Below are 19,725 nucleotides of genomic sequence, written 5' to 3'. Positions count from 1 at the left end.
TTCGTCACCAGCGCCGCGTGTCCGGAAAGCGCGAAACGACGGTCGAGTCCCCCCGTTCGCCGACACACCACAGATGATACGAACGTTGCAACTCGTCACGACGCGGAGGCCGTTCTTCGAACAGCAGGTGGACGTGTTGGAGGACGAGGGCGTCGTCTGCGACGTGGTGACGGTGCCGCGCCCGCCGGAGGGCACCCGGTCGCTCCGGCAGTACGCCTCGTTCTACCGCGACACGCTCCGAGAGGCGTGGAACGGCGACTACGACATCGTACACGCGAACTACGGGCTGACCGCCCCCGCCGCCCTCGCCCAACCGACCCGTCCGGTCGTCCTCTCGCTTTGGGGATCGGACGTGATGGGACAGTACGGCGCGCTCAGCGAGTGGTGCGCGCAGTTGGCCGACGCCGTCATCGTGATGTCCGAGGAGATGCGCGACGAACTCGGCGTCGAGTGCACCGTCGTCCCGCACGGCATCGACATGGACCTCTTCTCGCCCGCGCCCAAGGGACGGGCGCGCGAGGAACTCGGGTGGGCGCGCGACGGGAACCACGTGCTGTTCCCGTACGACACGACGCGCGACGCGAAAGATTACCCCCGGGCGAAGCGCGTCGTCGAACGCGCCGAGGAGCGACTCGGCGAGGACATCGAACTCCAGACGATTTCGGGCGTCCCGCACGACCGGATGCCGACGTACATGAACGCCGCCGACGCCCTCCTTCTCACCTCCAAGTGGGAAGGGTCGCCGAACTCCGTGCGTGAGGCACTCGCCTGTAACTGCCCCGTCGTCACGACGGACGTGGGCGACATCGCGGAGTACGCCGACGAGATACCGGGCGCCGTCGTCAGCGACGACGACGAGGAGTTGGCCCGCGGCGTCGCCGACGCGGCGGCCGGCGGCGAGGAGTTCGACGGGCGGGAGTACGTACAGGAGTACAGCCTCGAACGGATGGGCGAGAACATCCTCTCGGTGTACGAGAGCGTTCTCGACGCCCCGAGAGCGGGGGCGGGGGTGAGCGCATGAAGCACACCCACGACCTGCTGAGCCGCCAACTCGACGTTCTCGCGGCGGCAGTCGGACTGATACTCGCCTTCCTCCTGTTCTTCCTGCGGTTCTACTCCTCGCAGATATACATCACGACGATTCCGGTCCTCCTCGGCGTGGCGTGCCTGCTCTACCTGTTCATCGCGTGGTACGACAGGCAGGAGACAGAGCTGCCGCGCCTCGGCGTCGCGTTCACGAAACTCTCCGTCGCGGCGGTCGCGGTCGGCATCGCCGGCTTGCTCCTCATCGCGCTTCAGGCGGGGACGCGGACGCCCCTGTTCCTCCTTTCGAGCGGCGTCGTCGCCTCGCTCATCCTCTTTCAGGCGCTCTTCACCGACGAAGCCGAGTTCAGGCCGTGGCTGTTGCTCGCGGAGATAACGGCGCTCGCCGTTGTCGTCCGGTTCGTCGGACTGTACACCACGCCGGGGTTCATCGGCATCGACAGCTGGACGCACATCGGCGAGTACGCCGCCTCGATTCTCCGGGCGGGGTCGCTGTCGGCCATCTCGGACGTGAAGTACGTCGCCGCGCCGTTGTACCACCTCCTCGTCGTCGTCGCCACCGAGTTCCTCGGCGTCTCGATGCGGCAGGCCCTGTTCCTCACCGTCGGCACGGTCATGTCCGTCTTCTTCCTTCTCGTCTACAGCATCGCGCGGTTCTTCGTCACGCCGCGGTGGGCGGTGTTCGCGGTCGGACTGTTCGCCGTCGGCGACCACATCGTCCGGTGGGGACTGCACCTCATCCCGACCAGCCTCGGTCTGGCGCTGTTCCTCGGCGTCGTGTACGCGTTGGTCCGCGTCTTCCACCTCGACGCGACGGCGCGCGACTACGCGGCGGTGCTGTTCTTCGGTATCGGCGTCATCCTCACCCACCAGGTGTCTGCGTTCGTGACGCTCGTCCTCCTCCTGTCCGCGGGGGTGGCGACGCTCCTCTTCGCGTTCGACGTGATGCCGCGGACGGGGTGGTCGAGCGTCCGCGCGACGGACCCGAAGAAACTCCTCGGCGTCGTCGGCGTCTACACCGTCGCGCTCGCGGTCAACTGGATGTTGACGCCGATAAGCGGAACGTCGTTCGTCACGCGGATGCTCGTCCTCGTGCAGGTGACGCTCGCTCGCTCCGCGGGCTTTCTCAACCTCGCCGGCGGGAGCAGTTCGGCCGCGGCCGGGGCGCAGGGTCCGCTCGCGCCGTACATCCCCTACATCAACGAGCTCGGCTTCTTCCTCCTGTTCTTCCTCACGGTGTTCGGCTCGCTGGTCGTCCTCAACCGCAACCGCCTGCGCGAGTCGGGCGTGACGCTCATCGTCGCCACCGTCGGGATGATGGTCTTCGCGTACATCCTGCCGGTGTTCGGCATCCGGACGTTCCTCCCCGGACGCTGGATAGCGTTCATGTACGTCCCGATGGTCGTCATCGGGACGGTCGGACTGTACGCGCTCTCGCGGAATCTCCCGTCGAGGGGCATCGTCGCCGCCGTCGTGGTGTTCGCGTTGGTGTTCCCGGGCGCGATGCTCGTCGCGGACAAGGCGACGATAGACGACCCCGTGTTCGACAACTACACCCCCCGGTACTCGAACACGGAGTCCGAACTGGCGGCGATAAACACCATCCAGGCGACGAACCCGTCGCCGAGCGCACCCATCTACACGGACCACCCCTACCGAGCGATGATAACGCGCGCCGGGGGACACTTGGCGGTGCCGATAGAGTTGAACGACAGGGGTGAACCCGTCGCGCAGGGCGTCACCGTCTACAGGGAGTACCAGTCCTCCGGCGCGTCGATGTACGCGACGGGCGAAGGGGACGCGGTGGTGATACGCGACTTCTCGGCCCGAGAGATCTGTCCGTCGGACCAGAACCTGCTGTACGACAACGGCGACGTGCTGATGTGTTCGGTCGCGACGGGGTGACGCCCCCCTCGAACGCGGTTTCGCGGGCGCGACGGCGTCGACGTCCGGCGCTATGCGTCGTATAACAAAGCCTCCTCCCCCATCACGCCGTGCTATGGCAGAGAAGCGAACGTCGCAGACGTCGCGCGCTGGCCGCCCGTGGGACTTGGTCGTCGTCGTACTGGCGACGCTACTCGCCGCCGCGATGGTCTTCGTCCCATTCTTCTCGGGGTCCCTGATTCAGATCGTCTTCGTACTACCGCTCCTCATCTTCTTGCCGGGGTACGCCTTCGTATCCGCACTCTACGTCAGGCAGGCCGCGGTGCGGGAGACGACGGACGAAGAGACGACGGACGAGGAGACGACGGACGAAGAGGTGATTCCGCGGTTGGCGCGTGGACTCGACTCGCCGGCGAGGGTCGTCCTCTCGGTTCTCGCCAGCGTGATACTCGTCCCGATGACCGCCCTCCTGTTGAACTTCACGCCGTTCGGCGTTCGGCGCATCCCGGTTCTCGTCGCGGTGACGGCGCTCACGCTGGCGTTCGCGATAATCGCCGTCGCGCGCCGGTCGTCCGTCCCCCGACGGGAGCGATTCGCTCCCGCCGTCCCGTCAGTCGGCGCGGGCGGGTGGTCGTTCCGCGGCGACTCCGCCGTCGGAACGGCCCTGAACGTCGTCGTGGTGGCGAGCCTCTTTCTCGCACTCGCCACGACGGCGTACGCCCTCGCCGCGCCGCCGGCCCCGCAGGGGGAGTCGTTCACCGAGTTCTACATCCTCTCGGAGAACGAGACCGGAGAACTCGTCGCGAACGACTACCCGAAGGACCTCACCGTCGGCGAACCGACGCAACTGACCGCGGCGGTGGAGAACCGCGAGGAGCACTCCCAGCAGTACACCGTCGTCGTCCTCGAACAGCGCGTCGAATCGAACGGGACCGGAAACGATACGCGGGTGGTCGAGAGCGAGGAGTTACGGCGTCTGAACGCCAGCGTCGAGAGCGGCGAGACGGCGTACCTTAACCACTCGGTGACGCCGACGATGAGCGGAGACGACGTCCGCCTGACGTACCTGCTGTACCGCGGCGACGCGCCGGCGAACCCGACGGCGGAGAACGCCTACCGGAACCTCAGGCTGTACGTGGACGTCACCGGGGGTAGTTCCGGTTCCGGTTCCAGTTCCAGTTCTGGCTCCGGTTCCGGTTCCTGACTCCCCGAACGACCCTCGCCGCCGAACGTCGTATTCTCACCCCTGTTAACGCCAGGTTAGCGACGGAGCGATGCGCCGAAATCCCGGACGCGGGTTGTATGTAGAGAATAACAATGCCCTGAGGAGGGGTACGCTGACCGTATATGGGACACCGCCGCGGTCGGACGCAGTTCGCGGCGCGTACTTTCACCACAATGTACAAGGAACACGCAGTTGGCGTCGTCGTACCAGCGTACAACGAAGAACCGTTCGTCTACGACGTTCTCGCGACGGTTCCCTCGTTCGTAGATAGGGTGTACGTCATCGACGACGACTCCACCGACGGGACGTGGGACGAGATTCGGCGGTTCGTCGAGGAGGACGACGAGGGGCGAGTCGTGCCGATTCGACACGAGGAGAACCGCGGCGTCGGGGGTGCCATCAAGACGGGCTATCTCCGGGCGAGAGACGACGAGATGGACGTGACGACGGTGATGGGCGCGGACGGGCAGATGGACCCCGACCAGTTGAGCACCGTCATCGAACCGATAATCGAGGGCGACGCCGACTACGCGAAGGGGAACCGACTGCTGGACGCCGAGGACAGGGAGGATATGCCCACGTTCCGGTTCGTCGGCAATGTCATCCTCACGTACCTCACGAAGATATCGAGCGGGTACTGGGGCATCGGCGACCCACAGAACGGCTACACGGCCATCTCGCTGCGGGCTCTCGAAGCCGTCGACGTAGAGGAGATGTACGAGTTCTACGGCTACTGCAACGACCTGCTCGTGAAACTCAACGTCGCGGGGATGCGCGTCGTGGACGTGCCGGTGCCCGGGATATACGAGGACGAGGAGAGTCACATCCGGTACTCGACGTACATCCCGAACGTCTCGCGGATGCTGTTCCGAAACTTCCTGTGGCGCATCACCGTCCAGTACCTCCCGGCGGGCGTCTACGCTCCGGCGGCGCTGTACGGACTGAGCCTGTTCGCCGGACTCGCCGGAGTCGCGAGCGTCGCGCGTTCCGCCGTCGAACGCGACGGTAAGTCGAACGGCGGCGTCGTCAGGTTCGCGCTCAGCGCCGCGTTCGTCCTCGTGGCGATGGTGGCAGACAAGCGCATCAACGACCACCTCGACTCGCGCTACGACCGCGAGGAGGAGGCCTAGCGGCCGGCGCTGTCACTCCTCGGTATCGTCCGCGAACGACGACGCGTCGGGCAGGTCGGCCACGTCGTCCTCCACGCCGACGTACGTCGCGTCCGCCACGCCGTCGTCGAACGCCTCGCCGTTCGGGTACTCTTTGACCGTCAGGATGCGCCCGTCCGCCAGGGCGAAGACGACTTCGCGCGTCCCGTCGGTGTGGCGGTACTCGTCACCCTTCGAGGTGTCCTCCGGCTCGTACGTCATACGAACTATTAGAGTTCTGAAATATATAGTCTTTTGTGCCGCGAGATTCGGCTTCGGTCGGTCGAACAACACCTTCCGTGCGGCGACAGTCCGGAGAAGCTGACGGCGAGCGGGCCGTTCGCCGGAATGGTCAAAAACCCGAAGCTAATCGCCGAAACGTCTTGTTTTTCCGACCGGAAGAGGAGTCATAACGATTGGCCTCGTAGGGGAGAGTACAGACAATGTTGGAGCCGCAGGTACGTACTGGCGTCGAGACGAGTTCTGTGCACGGGGAGGACGCGGCATGAACCGCCGCCAGTTCCTGAAATACGGCGGGCTGTCCGCCCTCGGCGTCGCTGTGGCCGGATGCGGCGGAAAGCAGGAGACCGGGACGACGGAGGGACCGCAGAGTCCGGTCAGCGTCGAACCTGACGTCGAGAACCCCAGTTCGTTCCGCAGTCGGTTCAGTACGGTCAAGAACGTCATAGACGCCGGAATCGATCCGAGTGCCGACGGTCCCATCGACGGTGAGTTGAACGAACTCCTGGGGGACGACACGCTGCTCATCTTCCCCAAGGGCGAGTACACGCTGAAGAAACTCCGCGTCAGCGGCTACAACAATCTCGGCCTCGTCTCGAAGAAGGGAGCGACGCCGACCATCGTTCCGGCCGCCCCGTCGGACGAGATAAACAACCAACTCGTCCAGTTTCTCGACGTCAAGCGGTTCTACATGGACGGGTTCGACTTCGACTTCACGAAGGACGGGTTCGGCGGCGTCGTCCGCGTCCGCGGGGAGGGGAACTTCGTCGCGCGGAACCTCACGATACGGGGGAAGATGCCGGACAAGGACCTCCCGAGCAACCCGGCGGCGTTCCACTTCGAGCAGTTCGACAGGTCCAGTCGCGGCGTCGTCGAGAACGCCGTCGCGAAGGACGGCGGCCACCAAGGCGGGAACGCCATCGGAATCTACGTGGGGAAGGACCACTCGGGCGAACTCGTCCTGCGGGACTGCGACATCCGGCAGTTCCCGAACAACGGACTCTACGCCTCCGCGCCCGGCCGAAACGAACCAAACTTCGTGGGCAAAGACGGCCCCGTCCACGTCGAGGGCGGACTGTACAAGAACAACAACATCGCCAACATCCGCATCGGTTCGACCAACTCGACGGTCAAGAACGCTCGCGTCGTCGCCGACAAGGAACCGCCGTACCCCGAGGGGTCGCTGAACGTGCGGGGAATCCGCCTCAGGGGAAAGCACGGACAGGTCGTCGAGAACTGCGACATAAAGTTCGGCAAGAACGGCGGCAGGGGGTTCGGCGCACTCGTCTTCCACCCCGATGCGGGACGTGCGACGGTTCGGAACACGAAGATAGAGGTGAACAGGGACGACATCCCCGCCATCAACGCGCTTCCGCTTCAACGGTCCGGCGCGCCCACCGGTTCGACGTTCAAGAACGTCGAGGTCACCGGCACCGCCGCGAACGGCCGCGCCGTCTCCATCGAGAGTCGCGACGGCGTCTCCTTCGAGAACTGTCGCGTCGTCCAGCGCGGACGGAAGCGGACGGGATTCTCCTTCTTCGACTCGGACAACTGTTCGGTCACCGGGACGACGATAAAGGTGACCGGAAAGCCGATACTGAAGGTGAACTCCTCTATCAACACGAAGGACCTCTCCATCGAACGGATTCGGTTCAGCGCGTAACGCCGGCGGCGCGTCGTCAGTCGAAGTTCCGTCGGAGGGTCTCCTCCGACGGCGTCATCCGCTTCCGATGGTGTAGACTCTGTGCCCCGTCTCTGTCCCGGCGAGGGCGTCCCGTCCGTCGATTATCACGAGGTCGTCGAAGGCGTCCCAATCGAGCGTCAGGAACTCCTCGTGGGGCGTGACGAGGACGACGGCGTCGGGGTCGGTCCCCGTCACCTCGTCGCTCTCGACGGGCGTCGCGTCGAACTCCTCGAAGTCAGACCCCGAGAGCATCGGGTCCGAAGCGAGGACGTTCGCGCCGAGGCCGGAGAGCCGTTCGATGATGGGTTTCGCGGGCGTCGCCGCCGTCTCAGCGACGCCGGGACGGTAGGTGAGACCCAACACGAGGACGGTTGCGTCGGACGCGTCCCGACCGGTCGCGTCGAGTTCCTCGCGGACCTTCCGGACCGTGAACTCGGGCATGCTGTCGTTGACCTCCCGAGCGGTGTGGATGAGCGGCGTCTCGCTCTCCACCCGGCTGGTGACGAAGTACGGGTAGTAGGGGATGCAGTGACCGCCGACGCCCGGTCCGGGGTCGTGGATGTCGCAGAACGGTTGCGTGTTGGCCGTCTCGATGGCCTCGTTCACGTCGATGTCGAGTTCGTCGCGGATGCGGGCCAGTTCGTTCGCCAGCGCGATGTTCACGTCACGGTAGAGCCCCTCGAACAGTTTGACGGACTCCGCCGTCGTCGCGTCCGAGACGGGGAGCACCTCGTTTGAGGTTATCTCGCCGTAGACGACCTCCGCCACGCGGGTGCTCTCGTCGTCGATGCCGCCGACGACTTTCGGGTGCGACCCGCGGATGTCCTCCAGCGCTCGTCCGCTGGAGGTCCGTTCCGGGCAGAACGCGACGCCGTACTCGCCGGGTTCGAGGCCGCTCTCCTCGCGGACGAGGGAGGTGACCATCTCCTCGCACGTCCCCGGCGGGACGGTGCACTCCACCACGACGGTGTCGCCGGGGTCGATGCCCGCCCCAATGCCGCGGACCACCGCCTCCAACGCCGAGAGGTCCGGCGTCCGGTCGTCCGTCAACGGCGTCGGGACGATGACGACGTGGTGGGCGGCGTCGGCCGCCGCCTCGTCGATGGCCGTCGTCGCGCGGAGGTGGCCGCGTTCGACCTGTTCGGCGACGAGTTCGTCCAGTCCGGGTTCCCGGTCCACGTGGCACTCCCCGCGGTTGATTCCCTCGACGACGTCCTCGTCGATGTCCACGCCGACGACGTTGCCCGTCGTCTCCGCGTAGACGCCCGCGAGGGGGAGTCCCATCTTCCCGAGTCCGTAGACGGCGACCGGAACCGACCCGTCGAGGAACGCCTCGCGCCGTTCCGCCTCCGAGAGGGGGGCGTCGTAGAGTCCCGTCACGCTACCACCGCGCCTCTATCTGTTCGGGGCGCTTCCCGGTCGCCTCGTCTCGAATCCGCTGTGCGACTTCGATGGCGCGGATGCCGTCTTCGGCGGTGACGACGGGTTCCTCGCCGTGTTTCACCGCCTCAACGAACGACTGGAGTTCGCGCTTCAGCGGTTCGCCCGTGTTCACCATCGGCCGTTCGGTGACGCTCTCATGTCGGTAGCGGATGGTGCCGTCGTCGCGCCTGTACTCGGGGTGCGACTGGCGGTGGATGCGAACCGACTGGTCGATGTAGTCGATGTTGACGAGGCAGTCCTCCGCCGTGATTTCGAGCGTCCGAATCTTCCGCTGCGTGATTCGGCTCGCCCGGAGCGTGCTGACGAGTCCGTCCTCGAACGCTATCTGGGCCGTCGCGTACCGTTTGTCCTCCGTTCCGGTGGCCGACAGCGACTCTATCTCCGACCCGGCCATCGCCAACAGCACGTCGATGTCGTGGATCATCAGGTCCATCACGACGTCGTCGCCGCTCTGACGACCCTCCACCGGCGGACCGAGGCGGTTCGCCGTGACGGCGACGGGTTCGATGTCCGACAGCAGGTCGAACAACGCCGAGACGGCGGGGTTGAACCGCTCGATGTGTCCCACCTGCAGCACCACGTCCCGTTCGTCGGCGAGGGCGGCGAGTTCCCTCCCGACCTCCACGTCATCCACGAACGGCTTCTCCACGAGGACGTGCACGCCGGCCTCGATGCAGTCGCGGACGATCTCCGCGTGGTACTTCGTCGGGACGGCGACGGACACCACGTCCGCGCGTTCCAACAGTTCCGCTCGGGAGAGCGCCGACGTGCCGTACTCCTCCGCGACGGACCACGCCCGTTCCTCGTCCGCGTCCGCCACGCCCACGAGGTCGGTGCTCGCGAGTCCGGAGTACACCTGCACGTGGTTCTGCCCCATCGACCCGACGCCGACGACGCCGGCGGTGACGTCCGGGTCTCTCATCGAACCACCTCCCGAACCGCGCCGGCGATGTCGCGGGCGTCGTCGGACGAGACGCCCGGATGCACGGGTAAGGAGAGAACCTCCTCGGCCGCCCTCTCGCTCTCGGGGGCGTCGGCGGTGGCGTCCTCGTAGGCCTCCTGTCGGTGGATCGGAACCGGGTAGTAGACGGCGGCGTCGATGTCGCGTTCGGCGAGCGCCGACTTGAGGCCGTCCCGGTCCTCGTACCGAATCGTGTACTGGTGGAAGACGTGCGTACGGCCGTCCGGAACCGTCGGCGTCCGAACCGGCGTATCGGCCAGTTCCTCCGTGAGAGTCTCGGCGTTCGACTGGCGACGCTCCGTGTACGTCGGCAGGCGGTCGAGTTGGACGCGCCCGATGGCGGCGGCGATGCTCGTCATCCGGAAGTTGTGACCCACCTCCGCGTGCTCGTAGCCCTCCGTGCGCCCGTGGTCCACGAACTGGGCGGCGTTGGCGGCGACGTCGGGGTCGTCGGTCGTTATCATGCCGCCCTCGCCGGTGGTCATGTTCTTCGTCGGGTAGAAGGAGAAGCAGGCGGCGTCGCCGAAGGTACCGACGCGTTCGCCGTCCACCGTCGCGCCGTGCGCCTGCGCGGCGTCCTCGACCAGCGCGAAGTCGTACTCGTTGGCGAGTTCCCGGAGTCGCTTCACGTCCGCCGGGAGGCCGTACAGGTGAACCGCCACCACGGCGTCCACCCGGTCGCCGTCGCGGAGGCGTTCCTCCAGTCGATCGGGGTCGATGTTGTACGTCTCAGGGTCGATGTCGACGAACGCCGGTTCCGCGCCGGCGAGGGTGATGGCGTTGGCGGTGGCGATGAACGTGAAGGGCGTCGTCACGACTCGGTCGCCGGGACCGACGTCGAGCGCTTCGAGCGCGGCGTGGAGCGCCGTTGTCCCGTTCGCGGTCGCTACCGCGTACTCCGCACCACAGTACGAGGCGAACTCGTCCTCGAAGGCCCGGACTTCCGGGCCGTCCGCAAGCATACCGCCCTCGATGACCTCTGTTACGCGCTCTATCTCGTCTTGCCCGAGTTGCGGGTTGGAGATTGATATCGTCATTACCGGATGTGGTTTTCTTCGTCGAGTGGTTCTGGGAGCGGACGGTGCTCGGCGGGGACACCGATGGCCAACGTCTCGGGGGGTACGTCCTCGGTGACGACGGCCCCCGCGGAGACGAACGACCCCTCGCCGACGGTCACGCCGGGGAGAATCGTCGCGTTCGCGCCGACCGAAACGTCGTCTTCCAACGTCGGCCCGACCAACTCCACGTCCTGTCGAACCGGGTAGGGGTCGTTCGTCAACACCGCGCCGGGGCCGACGAACACGTCGTCGCCTATCGTCGTCTCCGCCGGGACGTAGACGCGGGTTTGGAGGCTCACGCCGGAACCGATGGTCGTCCGGCCGTCCACGACGGTAGCTGTCCCAACCAACACGTCGTCGCCGATAGTAGTCTCTTCACGGATGAGGACGTTGTGGCCGGTCGTGAACCGGTCCCCGATCTCGACGTCCGAGTAGACGATGCTCCCGGAGCGAATCGTCGCTTCGTCGCCGATTATCGGGTCGGCTCCGTCTCCCTCCCCGATCGTCACACCGTCGTGTATGTCTGAATCCCTACCTAATTGATTAGTCATCTATCGCTACTCTCAGGACCGGAATTCGGGGTCTTTTGGCCGTGATTCATTCATTTCTAAATTTCTCTGAGTCCGCAACGTCTTCTGAAGTGATATTGTTCTGACAGACATACAAATACACAAGTCCGATCCGCTTAGTTACCCCGAATGTAATGGGTGAGACGGAGGGCGGCCCCGGAAGCCCCTACATTCGCCGCCGTAGGGCGCGTACCGCGTCGTCTCCGACAATAAACGGAGATGTACCTTATTTAAAACGTGAATTTAATGCGGTAGAGTGAAAGACCCCCGAACGGCCGACTGAGGGACGTTTCGGGACTCGTAACGTTCTTTTCCTGCGGTCGCTCAGTCAACGGGCGTGGAAGTTACTATTCGGTGTTACGGGGGGGTCGCGGAGGCGGTGGGGGAGCGTTCGCTCTCCCGCGTCCTCGAACCCTCGTCCACCGTCGGCGACGTGGTCGACGGCCTCGCCGCCGAGTTCGACGGCTTCGAACCCCGGACGTTCTCGGACGGGTTGACCTACCGGGTGAACGGGGGGCACGCGGACCGTGCAACGGGTCTCAGCGACGGCGACGCCGTCGTCCTCTCGGAGGCGCCGCGGGAGGAGTGACCGGCGGACGGGCCGAGGTAACGTCACCTTATGCGACGATAGTCGAAAAATTCCGAGTATCTGTTTAAATTCTTCGTTCTATAAGAAATAATCGAGGTAAATGTCAAATAACAAACCCACCCCGGTACATGGACACGGTGTGGAATACGACCAAAACGAGGACCGAGAACGGGCGGACGGCGCGGAAACTAACGACAGTCGCAGGCGATTTCTCGCGGGATCCGCGGGCGCGCTTGGAGCAGTGGCGCTCGGCGGTGCGTTCGGCACCGGGTCGGCGCTGGCCACCGACAACGAGAGCGACGAATCGGCACCGCAGGAGCCGATGGACGACGTCTTCGAGGACGACATCGCCGTCCTCAACTACGCGCTGACCCTCGAATATCTGGAGGCCGCCTTCTACCGGCGGGCTCTGGAGAAGATGGACCAAAACGAGTTGCTGTGCAACTACCTTGATGTACTGCCCGAGTCGGTCCGAGAGCGGATCTACGACGAACTCACCGTCATCCGGGACCACGAGGAGACCCACGTGGAGTACCTCACCGAGGTCATCAATGACTTGGGCGGCGAACCCGTCGAAGAGCCAGAGTTCGACTTCGGGTCAACCGTCGAAGACCCGGTCGAGTTCATCCAGACCGCTGCGGTACTCGAGGACACGGGCGTCGGGGCGTACGCGGGCGCCGCGCCGTCCATCGAGAACCAGGACCTCGTCCCGCCGGCACTCAGTATTCTCAGCGTCGAGGCCCGCCACGCCTCGTTCGTGCGCGAACTCGCCGGTGAGATAGGGTTCCCCGAAGCGTTCGACGACCCCCTCCCGAAGGACGTGGTTCTCGAACGGGCGAGCCAGTTCATCGTAGAAGAGTAGACCGGACGCGACGGCGAGTACCGCAACGACCCTCGGACCCTCCTCGTCCCCGTTTTACCGAACCCTCTTCTCGGATAGCGGAACGCCCGTCGAAAAATCGGAGTGGGTCGGAGACGTGGCCTCGCATCGAACGCGCCCTCGAAGCGGTGCGTTACTCCTCGTCTTCCTCGTCGTCGCGCATCTCACCGAGTCGGCTCACGAGGTCGTCGGTCGAAACGTCGGACTCGACGCTGACGGAGCCGTCGTGGTCGTTCTCGTGGACGCTGACGCCCTCACCTTCGTCCTCGTCGTCGTCGGTCGGTTGCTGTTGCTCGGACTCGTCGTAGCTTCCAAAACCCATACAACAACATCGCGGGGCACACAAAAAAGCAGTCCGGTACGACGGCGACGGAGCGTCCTCAGTCGTCCGCCGGCGCCGGACGGGTGAGAGATCCCTCCTGCCACGTCCCCCGCCGGTACCACGCGACGGCGATGACCGCGCCGATGGCGTTCGAGACGGCGAAGGCGAGCCAGATACCCGACGAACCGAACTCCTGAGCGCCGAACCACGCCACAGGGAGGCGGATGAGGCCGAGCATCGTGATGGAGATGGCCGCCGCGGTGAGCGTCTCGCCCGCGCCGCGGAAACTCCCCGTGTACGAGCGCATGATGCCGATGAAGCCGAACGTCGGCGCGACGTAGCGGAGGAACGACGCGCCCACGTCTACGACCGCCGGGTCGGTGGTGAAGACGGCGATGACCGGCCGCGCGCCGAACCACGCGACGACGCCGAGCAGGCTCAACACGACGAACATCACCTTCGCCGCGAAGTTCGCGCTCTGTGCGGCCCGGTGCTCCTTCCCCGCGCCGATGTTCTGACCGGTCATCGTCTCGACGCCGCGGGCGACGGCTATCGCGGGCAGGAAGATGACCGAGAACACCCGCGTCCCGATGCCGTACGCGGCGACAACGGTGGGCGGGAACATCGCGACGATGATCAAGAGCAGGTTGATAGAGAGCGCCCGCCCCGTCACTTCGACGGAGGCGGGGACGCCGATATCGACGAGTTTCCGCGCGAACGCGACGTCCGGGCGCATCTGCGAGAGGCGAATCTGGACGCCGCGGACGCCCCGAAACATGATAGCGAGGCCGACGATGAGCGCCAACGCGCGCGAGAACACCGTGGCGATGGCCGCCCCTTCGATACCCGACCCGGTGAATCCGGTCATCGCCAGCAGTTGCGACTCGACGCCGCGGAGTCCGAGCATGCCGAACAGGGGGTTGTTCTCGAACCCGAAGATGAGAAACGGGTCGAGGAAGATGTTCAGCACCACCGACCCGAACATCACGAGCATCGGCGTGATGGTGTCGCCGTACCCCCGCATCAGCGATATGAACACGAGGAAACCGAACATGAACGGCAACCCGAGCGAGATGACCTCCATGTAGTCCGTCGCGAGGGGGAGCACCTCTGGCGACGCGCCGAGAACGTCGAGGAACGTCTCGACGGCGAAGAAGCCGCCGACGCCGAGGAACACCGACCCGACGAGCGTGATGACTACCGTCTGCGAGGCGGCGTACTCGGCCTCCTCCTCCTCGTCTGCGCCCGTGTGCTGGGCGACGAGAACGCTCCCGGCGACGGAGAGCCCCATCCCGAGCGCGATGAGCAGAAACACCATCGGGAAGCCGAAACTGATGGCCGCCAAGGCGTTCGTGCTGTACTGGCCGAGCCAGAACGTGTCCGCGAGGTTGTACGCCGTCTGGAGGAGGTTCGTGATGACGATGGGGAGCGAGAGGTAGAAGAGCGGCCAGCCGATGCCGCCCTCGGTGAGGTCGAACTCCTCTCGCCCCTTGAACACGCTCCCGAGGCGGTCTCTGAGGGTCATTCGAGGGTCACCACCGTCGTCTCTCCGGCGACGAGTCGTTCGTCGATGTGGCGGTGGATGACGGCCGCGCTCCGTTCGAGGGAGTGACCGGCGGCGACGTGCCGCATCTGGACGCCCTTGAGGTACGTCGCCAGCAGCGACGCCGCTTCGTCGGGGTCCACGTCGGCGCGGAACGTGCCGTCTTCGACGCCCGCGGCGACGAGCGACCGAAGCCGCGAGACGAACGCCTCGTCGAAGCGTTCGAGCCGTTCGCGGTAGTCCTCGTCGTGGGGGGCCTGCGCCTGAATTTCGAGCAGCGCCGTCTGGAAGCCGTCGCTCCGCGGTTCCGGCGGCGTCACCATCGTATCGACGAGAGAGTGGAGACGCTCGGCCGGGTCCTCGCCGTCGGGGGCGGCGATTCGTTCCTCGAACCGGTCGAGGAGGTGTTCGAGAAAGGAGACCAACAGGTCGTGTTTGCCGTCGAAGTGGTAGTGGAGCGCCGACTTGCTCAGTTCCGACTCGTCCGCGATGTCCTGCATCGTCAGCTCCGCGTACCCGCGTTTGCAGAGCGCGCTGTGCGTCGCAGCCATGATTTCGTCAACGGCGTCTGTCGTCATTCTGTCTCTGACTGACCGGTTAGTCAGTGTCTGTGCTAACTGACTGGCCGGTCAGTGAAAAGCCTTGCACCTTCGGACGAACGGTCGGCGGGCCGCCGACGCGCCCGCCGAACGGTCTGCCCCTTCGTCAAGCGTTTTGGTGACGGCCCGCACACCGAGTTCGCATGGACCTTCGACTCGACGGAAACGCGGCGCTGGTGACGGCATCGAGCAGCGGCCTCGGAAAGGCGGCGGCGCGGGCACTCGCCGCGGAGGGCGCGAACGTCGTGATGAACGGGCGCGACGAGGACCGACTGGACGACGCCGTCGCGGACGTCCGAGCGGACGCCGCCGAGGGCGCGACGGTGGTCGGCCAACCCGGCGACCTGACCGTCCCCGAGGACATCGAGGCGTTGGTGGACCGGACCGTCGAGGAGTTCGGCGGCATCGACCACCTCGTCACCTCCGCGGGCGGCCCGCCCAGCGGACCGTTCCTCGAGACGACGGACGAGGACTGGTACGACGCGTTCGACCTCCTCGTGATGAGCGTCGTCCGCCTCGTCCGCGAGTCGGCGGACCACCTGCGCGCCGACGGCGGCGGAACCATCGTCAACATCACCTCCCGAAGCGTCAAGGAGGCCATCGACGGCCTCGTCCTCTCGAACTCGGTTCGGATGGGCGTCATCGGACTGGAGAAGACGCTCTCGAAGGAGCTCGCCCCCGAGGTTCGTGCCAACGCCGTCCTGCCGGGGTCCCACGAGACGCCGCGCATCGAGGAACTCATCGAACAAGGCGTCGAACGCGGCGACTACGACTCCTACGAGGAGGGATTGGACGACTGGGGCGACGACGTTCCCCTCGGTCACATCGGCGACCCGATGGACCTCGGCCGGACCGTCGCGTTCCTCTCGTCTCCGCTCTCGGAGTACCTCAACGGCGTGGCCGTTCCCATCGACGGCGGGGCCGGGGCTTCGAACCTCTGAGCGGCCGAAAATCGTCGGACGCGGCGCAGGGATCCTACGGCGTCACTGCACGCCGCGGACCTTGTCGCCGAACTTCTCTTTGACCTTCTCCAGTTTCGGCGGAATCTGCACCGCGCAGTAGGGCTGGTTGGGGTTCTTCTCGTAGTAGTCCTGGTGGTGCTCCTCGGCCTCGTAGAACGCGTCCAACGGTTCGACTTCGGTGACGATGCCGTCGTAGACGCCCTCGGATTCGAGTTCCTCGATGGTCTCCTCGGCGACGCGCCGTTGCTCGTCGTCGTGGTAGAATATCGCAGAGCGGTACTGCGACCCCACGTCCGGCCCCTGCCGGTTCTCCGTCGTCGGGTTGTGGACGGCGAAGAACACGTCGAGCAGTTCCCGGAAGGAGATGGTGTCGGGATCGAACTCGACCTGTACGACCTCCGCGTGACCGGTCGTCTCCGAGCAGACCTCCTCGTAGGAGGGGTTCTCCACGTGACCGCCCGCGTACCCCGAGGTGACCGACTCGACGCCCTCCAACTCCTTCATGGGGGCTTCGACGCACCAGAAGCATCCGCCCGCCAGCGTGGCGGTTTGAGTCTCGCTCATACCCGTTAATTGGTCTCTGAAGCGAAAAGCCCCGCGACACCGGAAGGCGCGGTCGACGGCCGACGGGCGGACAGCCGTCGCGCGCGTTCCGCGGACGACCGCCTACCATCCCACGTCGTCCAACGCGTCGAGGAGGAGGTCGACGTCCTCCTCGGTGTTGTAGACGTGCAGTGACGCTCGTATCGCACCCTCGGGGAACGGGAGCGACCGGAGGACGAAGCCGCGCTCCTTCAGGCTCTCGACCGTGCGTTCGGGCTCTGCGACGGTGAACGAGACGAGTCCCGACTCGGGGGACGCCGGACTGACGAGGCGGCCCTCGGGGACGCCCGTGGCGAGTCGCCCGGCCAGCTCTTCGACTCTGCGTTCGACGGTGTCCAGCCCCACGTCCTCCATCGTCCGAATCGCCTCCCGAAGCGCCGCGTAGGGGGCGAGGTTCGTCGTCCCGACTTCGAACCGGGGCGCGCCCCGCTTGAACTCGTACCCGTCGTCGGTCGGCGTCTCGACGCTCCGGTAGCCGACCGCGCCGGGGTGGAGGTCGTTCGCCACCGACTCCTCGACGTAGAGGAAGCCCGCCCCCCACGTCCCGAGAAGCCACTTGTGCCCCGCGGCGGCGACGGCGTCCGCGCCCCAGTCGGTCACGTCGAACCGGGCGTGGCCGGGCACCTGCACGGCGTCCACGAGGACGAACGCACCGGCGTCGTGGGCGATATCGACCAGTTCCGAGACGGGGAGGTGGGTGCCGTAGTTCCACGTGAGCGCGCTCAGACAGACGAGTTTCGCGCCGCGAACCGCCTCGGCGTACGCCTCGCGGTCGATCCGGCCGTCCTCGCTCTCGACGACGCAGACGTCGACGCCCTCGCGTTCGAGGGCCGCCCACGGCAGGATGCCCGCCGGGTGTTCGAGGTCGGTTCGAACAACCGTATCGCCGGGTTCCCACTCGATGGCGGAGGCGATTCGGGTGATGCCGTCGGCGGTGCTCTGCGTCAGCGCGATTTCCGAATCGTCCGCGCCGAGGAACTCCGCGACGACCCCCCGAACGTCGTCGTACGTCTCGGACGCCAACGGGTACGGCCCCTCCTCGGCGTGGGAGTCGAACTCGTGTCGCCGGAGCATCGACTCCGCGGCTTCCACGACGGGTTTCGGACTCGGTCCGCTCGCGCCGGCGTTCATGTACCGAACTCGGTCGAGCGTCGGAATCTGCGCGCGGAGGTCGGCGGGCGAGGTCATGGCCGCCCGTTCGTCGCCTTCAGTTATAGGTCCCCGCGCGAGTGTCGGAACTCGTCGGTCCGGCGGTCCCTCTCGTCCGATCCGACGCGACGGCAGCCGTCGAAGGGTGCACCTCGGAGGAGAGCGTCGCCACTCGGAGTCGTTGGTCCATGAAATTAGGGGCGGGCGGCGGACACGTTCGCACTAAGTACCCCTACCCGTGCGCCCGACGACCGACGCCCGAAACCGTAGGAGAATGGTACGTGAGGTTGAATAAAAGTCTTGTGTCGTTGTCCGCCGTTCGTCAGACGTTCAGGCGGTACGTACGCGGTAACTGTTGTCGTGGCACGAGGACGAGATCGGACGTCGAGTCGGACCCGTCTCGGCCGGGACAACTCGTCGGTTCCCCACACACCATCCACTGCCCAACCGTTTAGGGAAACCCGGCCCGTCGGGGGAGCCATGACGCTTCGCAACGAGAGCGACACCTTCGATATCGGCGGCGAACTGACCGTCCACCGCCTCGGTTTCGGCGCGATGCGACTCACCGGCGAGAACATCATCGGCAGACCGGACGACGAGGAGGAGGCGAAGCGAGTCCTCCAGACGGCGGTGAATCTCGGTGTCGACCTCATCGACACCGCCGACTCCTACGGGCCGGGCGTCAGCGAACGCCTCATCCGCGAATCGCTCGCGCCGTATCCGGACGACCTCGTGGTGGCGACGAAGGGCGGCCTCCTTCGGAACCGCGACGGCGATTGGCTCCCCCGCGGCGACCCGGACTACCTCCGCAACGCGCACCTCGCAAGCGCGGACCGACTCGGCGTGGACGCCATCGACCTCTATCAACTCCACCGGCCGGACCCCGACGTGGACTTCGAGGAGTCCGTGACCGCGCTTGCGGAACTGAAAGACGAGGGGGTGATACGGCACGTCGGCCTGAGCAACGTCTCCGTAGAGCAGTTGGAGACGGCGCGCGACATCGTCGAGATAGCGACCGTACAGAACCGCTACAACATCGCCGACAGGGAGTCGCAGGACGTACTCGACGCCTGCGAGGACTACGGCATCGGCTTCATCCCGTGGTCGCCCATCGCCGCGACGGAGTTCGAGGACAAGGAGGCGGCGTTGGTCGAGGTGGCGAGCGAACATGACGAGAACGAGTACCAGATAGCGCTGGCGTGGTTGCTCGAGCAGTCGCCGGTGATGCTCCCGATTCCGGGCACGTCGAGCGTCGAACACCTCAGGCAGAACGTCGCCGCGACGCAGGTCGAACTGCGCGAAGACGAGATGGCGCGACTGAACGAGTGACCGACGGAGCCGGAGCGACGAACGCGACGCCGGCGGCGAACGACGGATAGTCGGCGCGAGACGGCACCGCAGGTCCGTCTGCGCTCGTTTTTCGGATCACTCGCTACGGACGACTACGCGCGTTAGAACGGAGAGACGCATCTACGGGGTTGTATCGTTACTCTACAGTTGTACTGTCACTCTAAAGGGTGGGATTGCCCGCACATACGTGACGGGCAGGGGGTTCGGTCCGAGGTGGGGGACCTCGGATAGATGGCAGGGAGGCGACGACCCACCGGGGAGCGTAGCCTTCCACAGGGGGCGCCGGGACACGGATGGGGGAGTCGTGCGGCCGGTGCCCGCGTTCGCCGTCGGCGCGACCGACGAGGGTGAACGGCGCGATGGGGGGCGCGCCGAACGAATCGGTGGGTGCTGGGGTGGGATGTGACGGGATTCTACCGTCGTTCGCGCCGCGCGGTGGCGGTGAATTTGGCTCGCTCGGATGCGATGACTG

The 19,725-nt window shown here is 65.9% G+C and carries 19 protein-coding genes; 9 read left to right on the top strand and 10 right to left on the bottom strand.

The features are described 5' to 3' along the window. Nucleotides 1-73: 73 nt before the first annotated feature. The 4 genes from ACFQEV_RS00265 (at nt 74) to ACFQEV_RS00250 (ending at nt 5,283) form a co-directional block, all read left to right on the top strand. Nucleotides 74-1,021, top strand: a complete 948-nt coding sequence (locus ACFQEV_RS00265) for a glycosyltransferase family 4 protein (RefSeq protein ID WP_379691873.1) — start codon at nt 74-76, stop codon at nt 1,019-1,021. Further along, nucleotides 1,018-2,949: a hypothetical protein gene (locus ACFQEV_RS00260; protein ID WP_379691872.1), complete on the top strand. Its 1,932-nt coding sequence runs from the start codon at nt 1,018-1,020 to the stop codon at nt 2,947-2,949. Before ACFQEV_RS00265 ends, ACFQEV_RS00260 begins: the two co-directional genes overlap by 4 nt. A gap of 94 nt (nt 2,950-3,043) precedes the next feature. After that, nucleotides 3,044-4,132, top strand: coding sequence for a DUF1616 domain-containing protein (locus tag ACFQEV_RS00255; RefSeq protein ID WP_379691871.1), 1,089 nt, complete (start codon nt 3,044-3,046; stop codon nt 4,130-4,132). 194 nt (nt 4,133-4,326) lie between these two features. Continuing rightward, entirely contained in the window at nt 4,327-5,283 is a 957-nt protein-coding gene (locus ACFQEV_RS00250) for a glycosyltransferase family 2 protein (protein WP_379691870.1), read from the top strand. 12 nt (nt 5,284-5,295) lie between these two features. Here ACFQEV_RS00250 and ACFQEV_RS00245 read toward each other — a convergent pair whose 3' ends face one another. Continuing rightward, on the bottom strand, nt 5,296-5,523 hold the full coding sequence (locus ACFQEV_RS00245) for a hypothetical protein (RefSeq protein ID WP_379691869.1): 228 nt from the start codon (nt 5,521-5,523) through the stop codon (nt 5,296-5,298). 283 nt (nt 5,524-5,806) lie between these two features. On the opposite strand from ACFQEV_RS00245, the gene ACFQEV_RS00240 reads away from it, so the two are divergent. Beyond that, complete coding sequence (locus ACFQEV_RS00240) at nt 5,807-7,204, top strand: twin-arginine translocation signal domain-containing protein (RefSeq protein ID WP_379691868.1); 1,398 nt, start codon at nt 5,807-5,809, stop codon at nt 7,202-7,204. Between the two features lie 54 nt (nt 7,205-7,258). Here the strand turns inward: ACFQEV_RS00240 and ACFQEV_RS00235 are convergent, their stop codons facing one another. The 4 genes from ACFQEV_RS00235 to ACFQEV_RS00220 are packed head-to-tail and all read right to left on the bottom strand — an operon-like array spanning nt 7,259 to nt 11,238. Beyond that, nucleotides 7,259-8,605 (bottom strand): nucleotide sugar dehydrogenase, encoded by a 1,347-nt coding sequence (locus ACFQEV_RS00235; protein ID WP_379691867.1) that lies wholly within the window; start codon nt 8,603-8,605, stop codon nt 7,259-7,261. A 1-nt stretch (nt 8,606) separates the two neighbouring features. Further along, nucleotides 8,607-9,590, bottom strand: a complete 984-nt coding sequence (locus ACFQEV_RS00230) for a Gfo/Idh/MocA family oxidoreductase (protein WP_379691866.1) — start codon at nt 9,588-9,590, stop codon at nt 8,607-8,609. Continuing rightward, a complete protein-coding gene (locus ACFQEV_RS00225) occupies nt 9,587-10,666 on the bottom strand; it encodes a DegT/DnrJ/EryC1/StrS family aminotransferase (protein WP_379691864.1) in 1,080 nt (359 codons plus the stop codon). Before ACFQEV_RS00225 ends, ACFQEV_RS00230 begins: the two co-directional genes overlap by 4 nt. Beyond that, on the bottom strand, nt 10,666-11,238 hold the full coding sequence (locus ACFQEV_RS00220) for an acyltransferase (protein ID WP_379691863.1): 573 nt from the start codon (nt 11,236-11,238) through the stop codon (nt 10,666-10,668). Before ACFQEV_RS00220 ends, ACFQEV_RS00225 begins: the two co-directional genes overlap by 1 nt. A gap of 355 nt (nt 11,239-11,593) precedes the next feature. Between ACFQEV_RS00220 and ACFQEV_RS00215 the strand changes: the two genes are divergently transcribed. Both ACFQEV_RS00215 and ACFQEV_RS00210 read left to right on the top strand, forming a co-directional pair. Continuing rightward, nucleotides 11,594-11,845, top strand: coding sequence for a MoaD/ThiS family protein (locus tag ACFQEV_RS00215; RefSeq protein ID WP_379691862.1), 252 nt, complete (start codon nt 11,594-11,596; stop codon nt 11,843-11,845). Nucleotides 11,846-11,984: 139 nt separating this feature from the next. Further along, on the top strand, nt 11,985-12,707 hold the full coding sequence (locus ACFQEV_RS00210; RefSeq protein ID WP_379691861.1) for a ferritin-like domain-containing protein: 723 nt from the start codon (nt 11,985-11,987) through the stop codon (nt 12,705-12,707). Nucleotides 12,708-12,858: 151 nt separating this feature from the next. Here the strand turns inward: ACFQEV_RS00210 and ACFQEV_RS00205 are convergent, their stop codons facing one another. From ACFQEV_RS00205 to ACFQEV_RS00195, 3 genes are read right to left on the bottom strand one after another with little or no spacing between them, the layout of a single operon-like run. Further along, nucleotides 12,859-13,047: a DUF5786 family protein gene (locus ACFQEV_RS00205; protein WP_379691860.1), complete on the bottom strand. Its 189-nt coding sequence runs from the start codon at nt 13,045-13,047 to the stop codon at nt 12,859-12,861. Between the two features lie 58 nt (nt 13,048-13,105). Next, nucleotides 13,106-14,572 carry an MATE family efflux transporter gene (locus tag ACFQEV_RS00200; RefSeq protein WP_379691859.1) on the bottom strand — a complete coding sequence of 489 codons (1,467 nt, stop codon included), beginning with the start codon at nt 14,570-14,572 and terminating at the stop codon, nt 13,106-13,108. Further along, entirely contained in the window at nt 14,569-15,141 is a 573-nt protein-coding gene (locus ACFQEV_RS00195; protein ID WP_379691858.1) for a TetR/AcrR family transcriptional regulator, read from the bottom strand. Before ACFQEV_RS00195 ends, ACFQEV_RS00200 begins: the two co-directional genes overlap by 4 nt. 191 nt (nt 15,142-15,332) lie before the next feature. On the opposite strand from ACFQEV_RS00195, the gene ACFQEV_RS00190 reads away from it, so the two are divergent. Then, on the top strand, nt 15,333-16,130 hold the full coding sequence (locus ACFQEV_RS00190; protein WP_379691857.1) for an SDR family oxidoreductase: 798 nt from the start codon (nt 15,333-15,335) through the stop codon (nt 16,128-16,130). Between the two features lie 42 nt (nt 16,131-16,172). Here ACFQEV_RS00190 and msrA read toward each other — a convergent pair whose 3' ends face one another. Next, on the bottom strand, nt 16,173-16,715 hold the full coding sequence (msrA, locus tag ACFQEV_RS00185) for a peptide-methionine (S)-S-oxide reductase MsrA (RefSeq protein WP_379691855.1): 543 nt from the start codon (nt 16,713-16,715) through the stop codon (nt 16,173-16,175). Nucleotides 16,716-16,817: 102 nt separating this feature from the next. Next, nucleotides 16,818-17,942, bottom strand: a complete 1,125-nt coding sequence (locus ACFQEV_RS00180) for an aminotransferase class V-fold PLP-dependent enzyme (protein ID WP_379691854.1) — start codon at nt 17,940-17,942, stop codon at nt 16,818-16,820. A 441-nt stretch (nt 17,943-18,383) separates the two neighbouring features. Between ACFQEV_RS00180 and ACFQEV_RS00175 the strand changes: the two genes are divergently transcribed. After that, the gene (locus tag ACFQEV_RS00175) at nt 18,384-19,232 is read left to right on the top strand and encodes an aldo/keto reductase (protein WP_379691853.1); all 849 of its coding nucleotides are present in this window, start codon (nt 18,384-18,386) and stop codon (nt 19,230-19,232) included. Nucleotides 19,233-19,725: the final 493 nt, after the last annotated feature.

The sequence above is a fragment of the Halopelagius fulvigenes genome (assembly GCF_042662625.1).
GTDB classification, from domain to species: domain Archaea; phylum Halobacteriota; class Halobacteria; order Halobacteriales; family Haloferacaceae; genus Halopelagius; species Halopelagius fulvigenes.
Note: the sequence above shows the minus strand (reverse complement) of the source record. Positions and strands in the feature narration are given on the sequence as shown.

Bases quoted from the DNA above. Each gene is read 5' to 3' on its own strand.
- ACFQEV_RS00260 (WP_379691872.1), top strand. From the start codon at position 1,018: ATGAAGCACACCCACGACCTGCTGAGCCGCCAACTCGACGTTCTCGCG.
- ACFQEV_RS00180 (WP_379691854.1), bottom strand. From the start codon at position 17,942: ATGACCTCGCCCGCCGACCTCCGCGCGCAGATTCCGACGCTCGACCGA.
- ACFQEV_RS00255 (WP_379691871.1), top strand. From the start codon at position 3,044: ATGGCAGAGAAGCGAACGTCGCAGACGTCGCGCGCTGGCCGCCCGTGG.
- ACFQEV_RS00200 (WP_379691859.1), bottom strand. From the start codon at position 14,572: ATGACCCTCAGAGACCGCCTCGGGAGCGTGTTCAAGGGGCGAGAGGAG.
- ACFQEV_RS00175 (WP_379691853.1), top strand. From the start codon at position 18,384: ATGACGCTTCGCAACGAGAGCGACACCTTCGATATCGGCGGCGAACTG.
- ACFQEV_RS00245 (WP_379691869.1), bottom strand. From the start codon at position 5,523: ATGACGTACGAGCCGGAGGACACCTCGAAGGGTGACGAGTACCGCCAC.
- ACFQEV_RS00225 (WP_379691864.1), bottom strand. From the start codon at position 10,666: ATGACGATATCAATCTCCAACCCGCAACTCGGGCAAGACGAGATAGAG.
- ACFQEV_RS00205 (WP_379691860.1), bottom strand. From the start codon at position 13,047: ATGGGTTTTGGAAGCTACGACGAGTCCGAGCAACAGCAACCGACCGAC.
- ACFQEV_RS00230 (WP_379691866.1), bottom strand. From the start codon at position 9,590: ATGAGAGACCCGGACGTCACCGCCGGCGTCGTCGGCGTCGGGTCGATG.
- ACFQEV_RS00195 (WP_379691858.1), bottom strand. From the start codon at position 15,141: ATGGCTGCGACGCACAGCGCGCTCTGCAAACGCGGGTACGCGGAGCTG.
- ACFQEV_RS00220 (WP_379691863.1), bottom strand. From the start codon at position 11,238: ATGACTAATCAATTAGGTAGGGATTCAGACATACACGACGGTGTGACG.
- ACFQEV_RS00250 (WP_379691870.1), top strand. From the start codon at position 4,327: ATGTACAAGGAACACGCAGTTGGCGTCGTCGTACCAGCGTACAACGAA.
- ACFQEV_RS00240 (WP_379691868.1), top strand. From the start codon at position 5,807: ATGAACCGCCGCCAGTTCCTGAAATACGGCGGGCTGTCCGCCCTCGGC.
- msrA (WP_379691855.1), bottom strand. From the start codon at position 16,715: ATGAGCGAGACTCAAACCGCCACGCTGGCGGGCGGATGCTTCTGGTGC.
- ACFQEV_RS00190 (WP_379691857.1), top strand. From the start codon at position 15,333: ATGGACCTTCGACTCGACGGAAACGCGGCGCTGGTGACGGCATCGAGC.
- ACFQEV_RS00265 (WP_379691873.1), top strand. From the start codon at position 74: ATGATACGAACGTTGCAACTCGTCACGACGCGGAGGCCGTTCTTCGAA.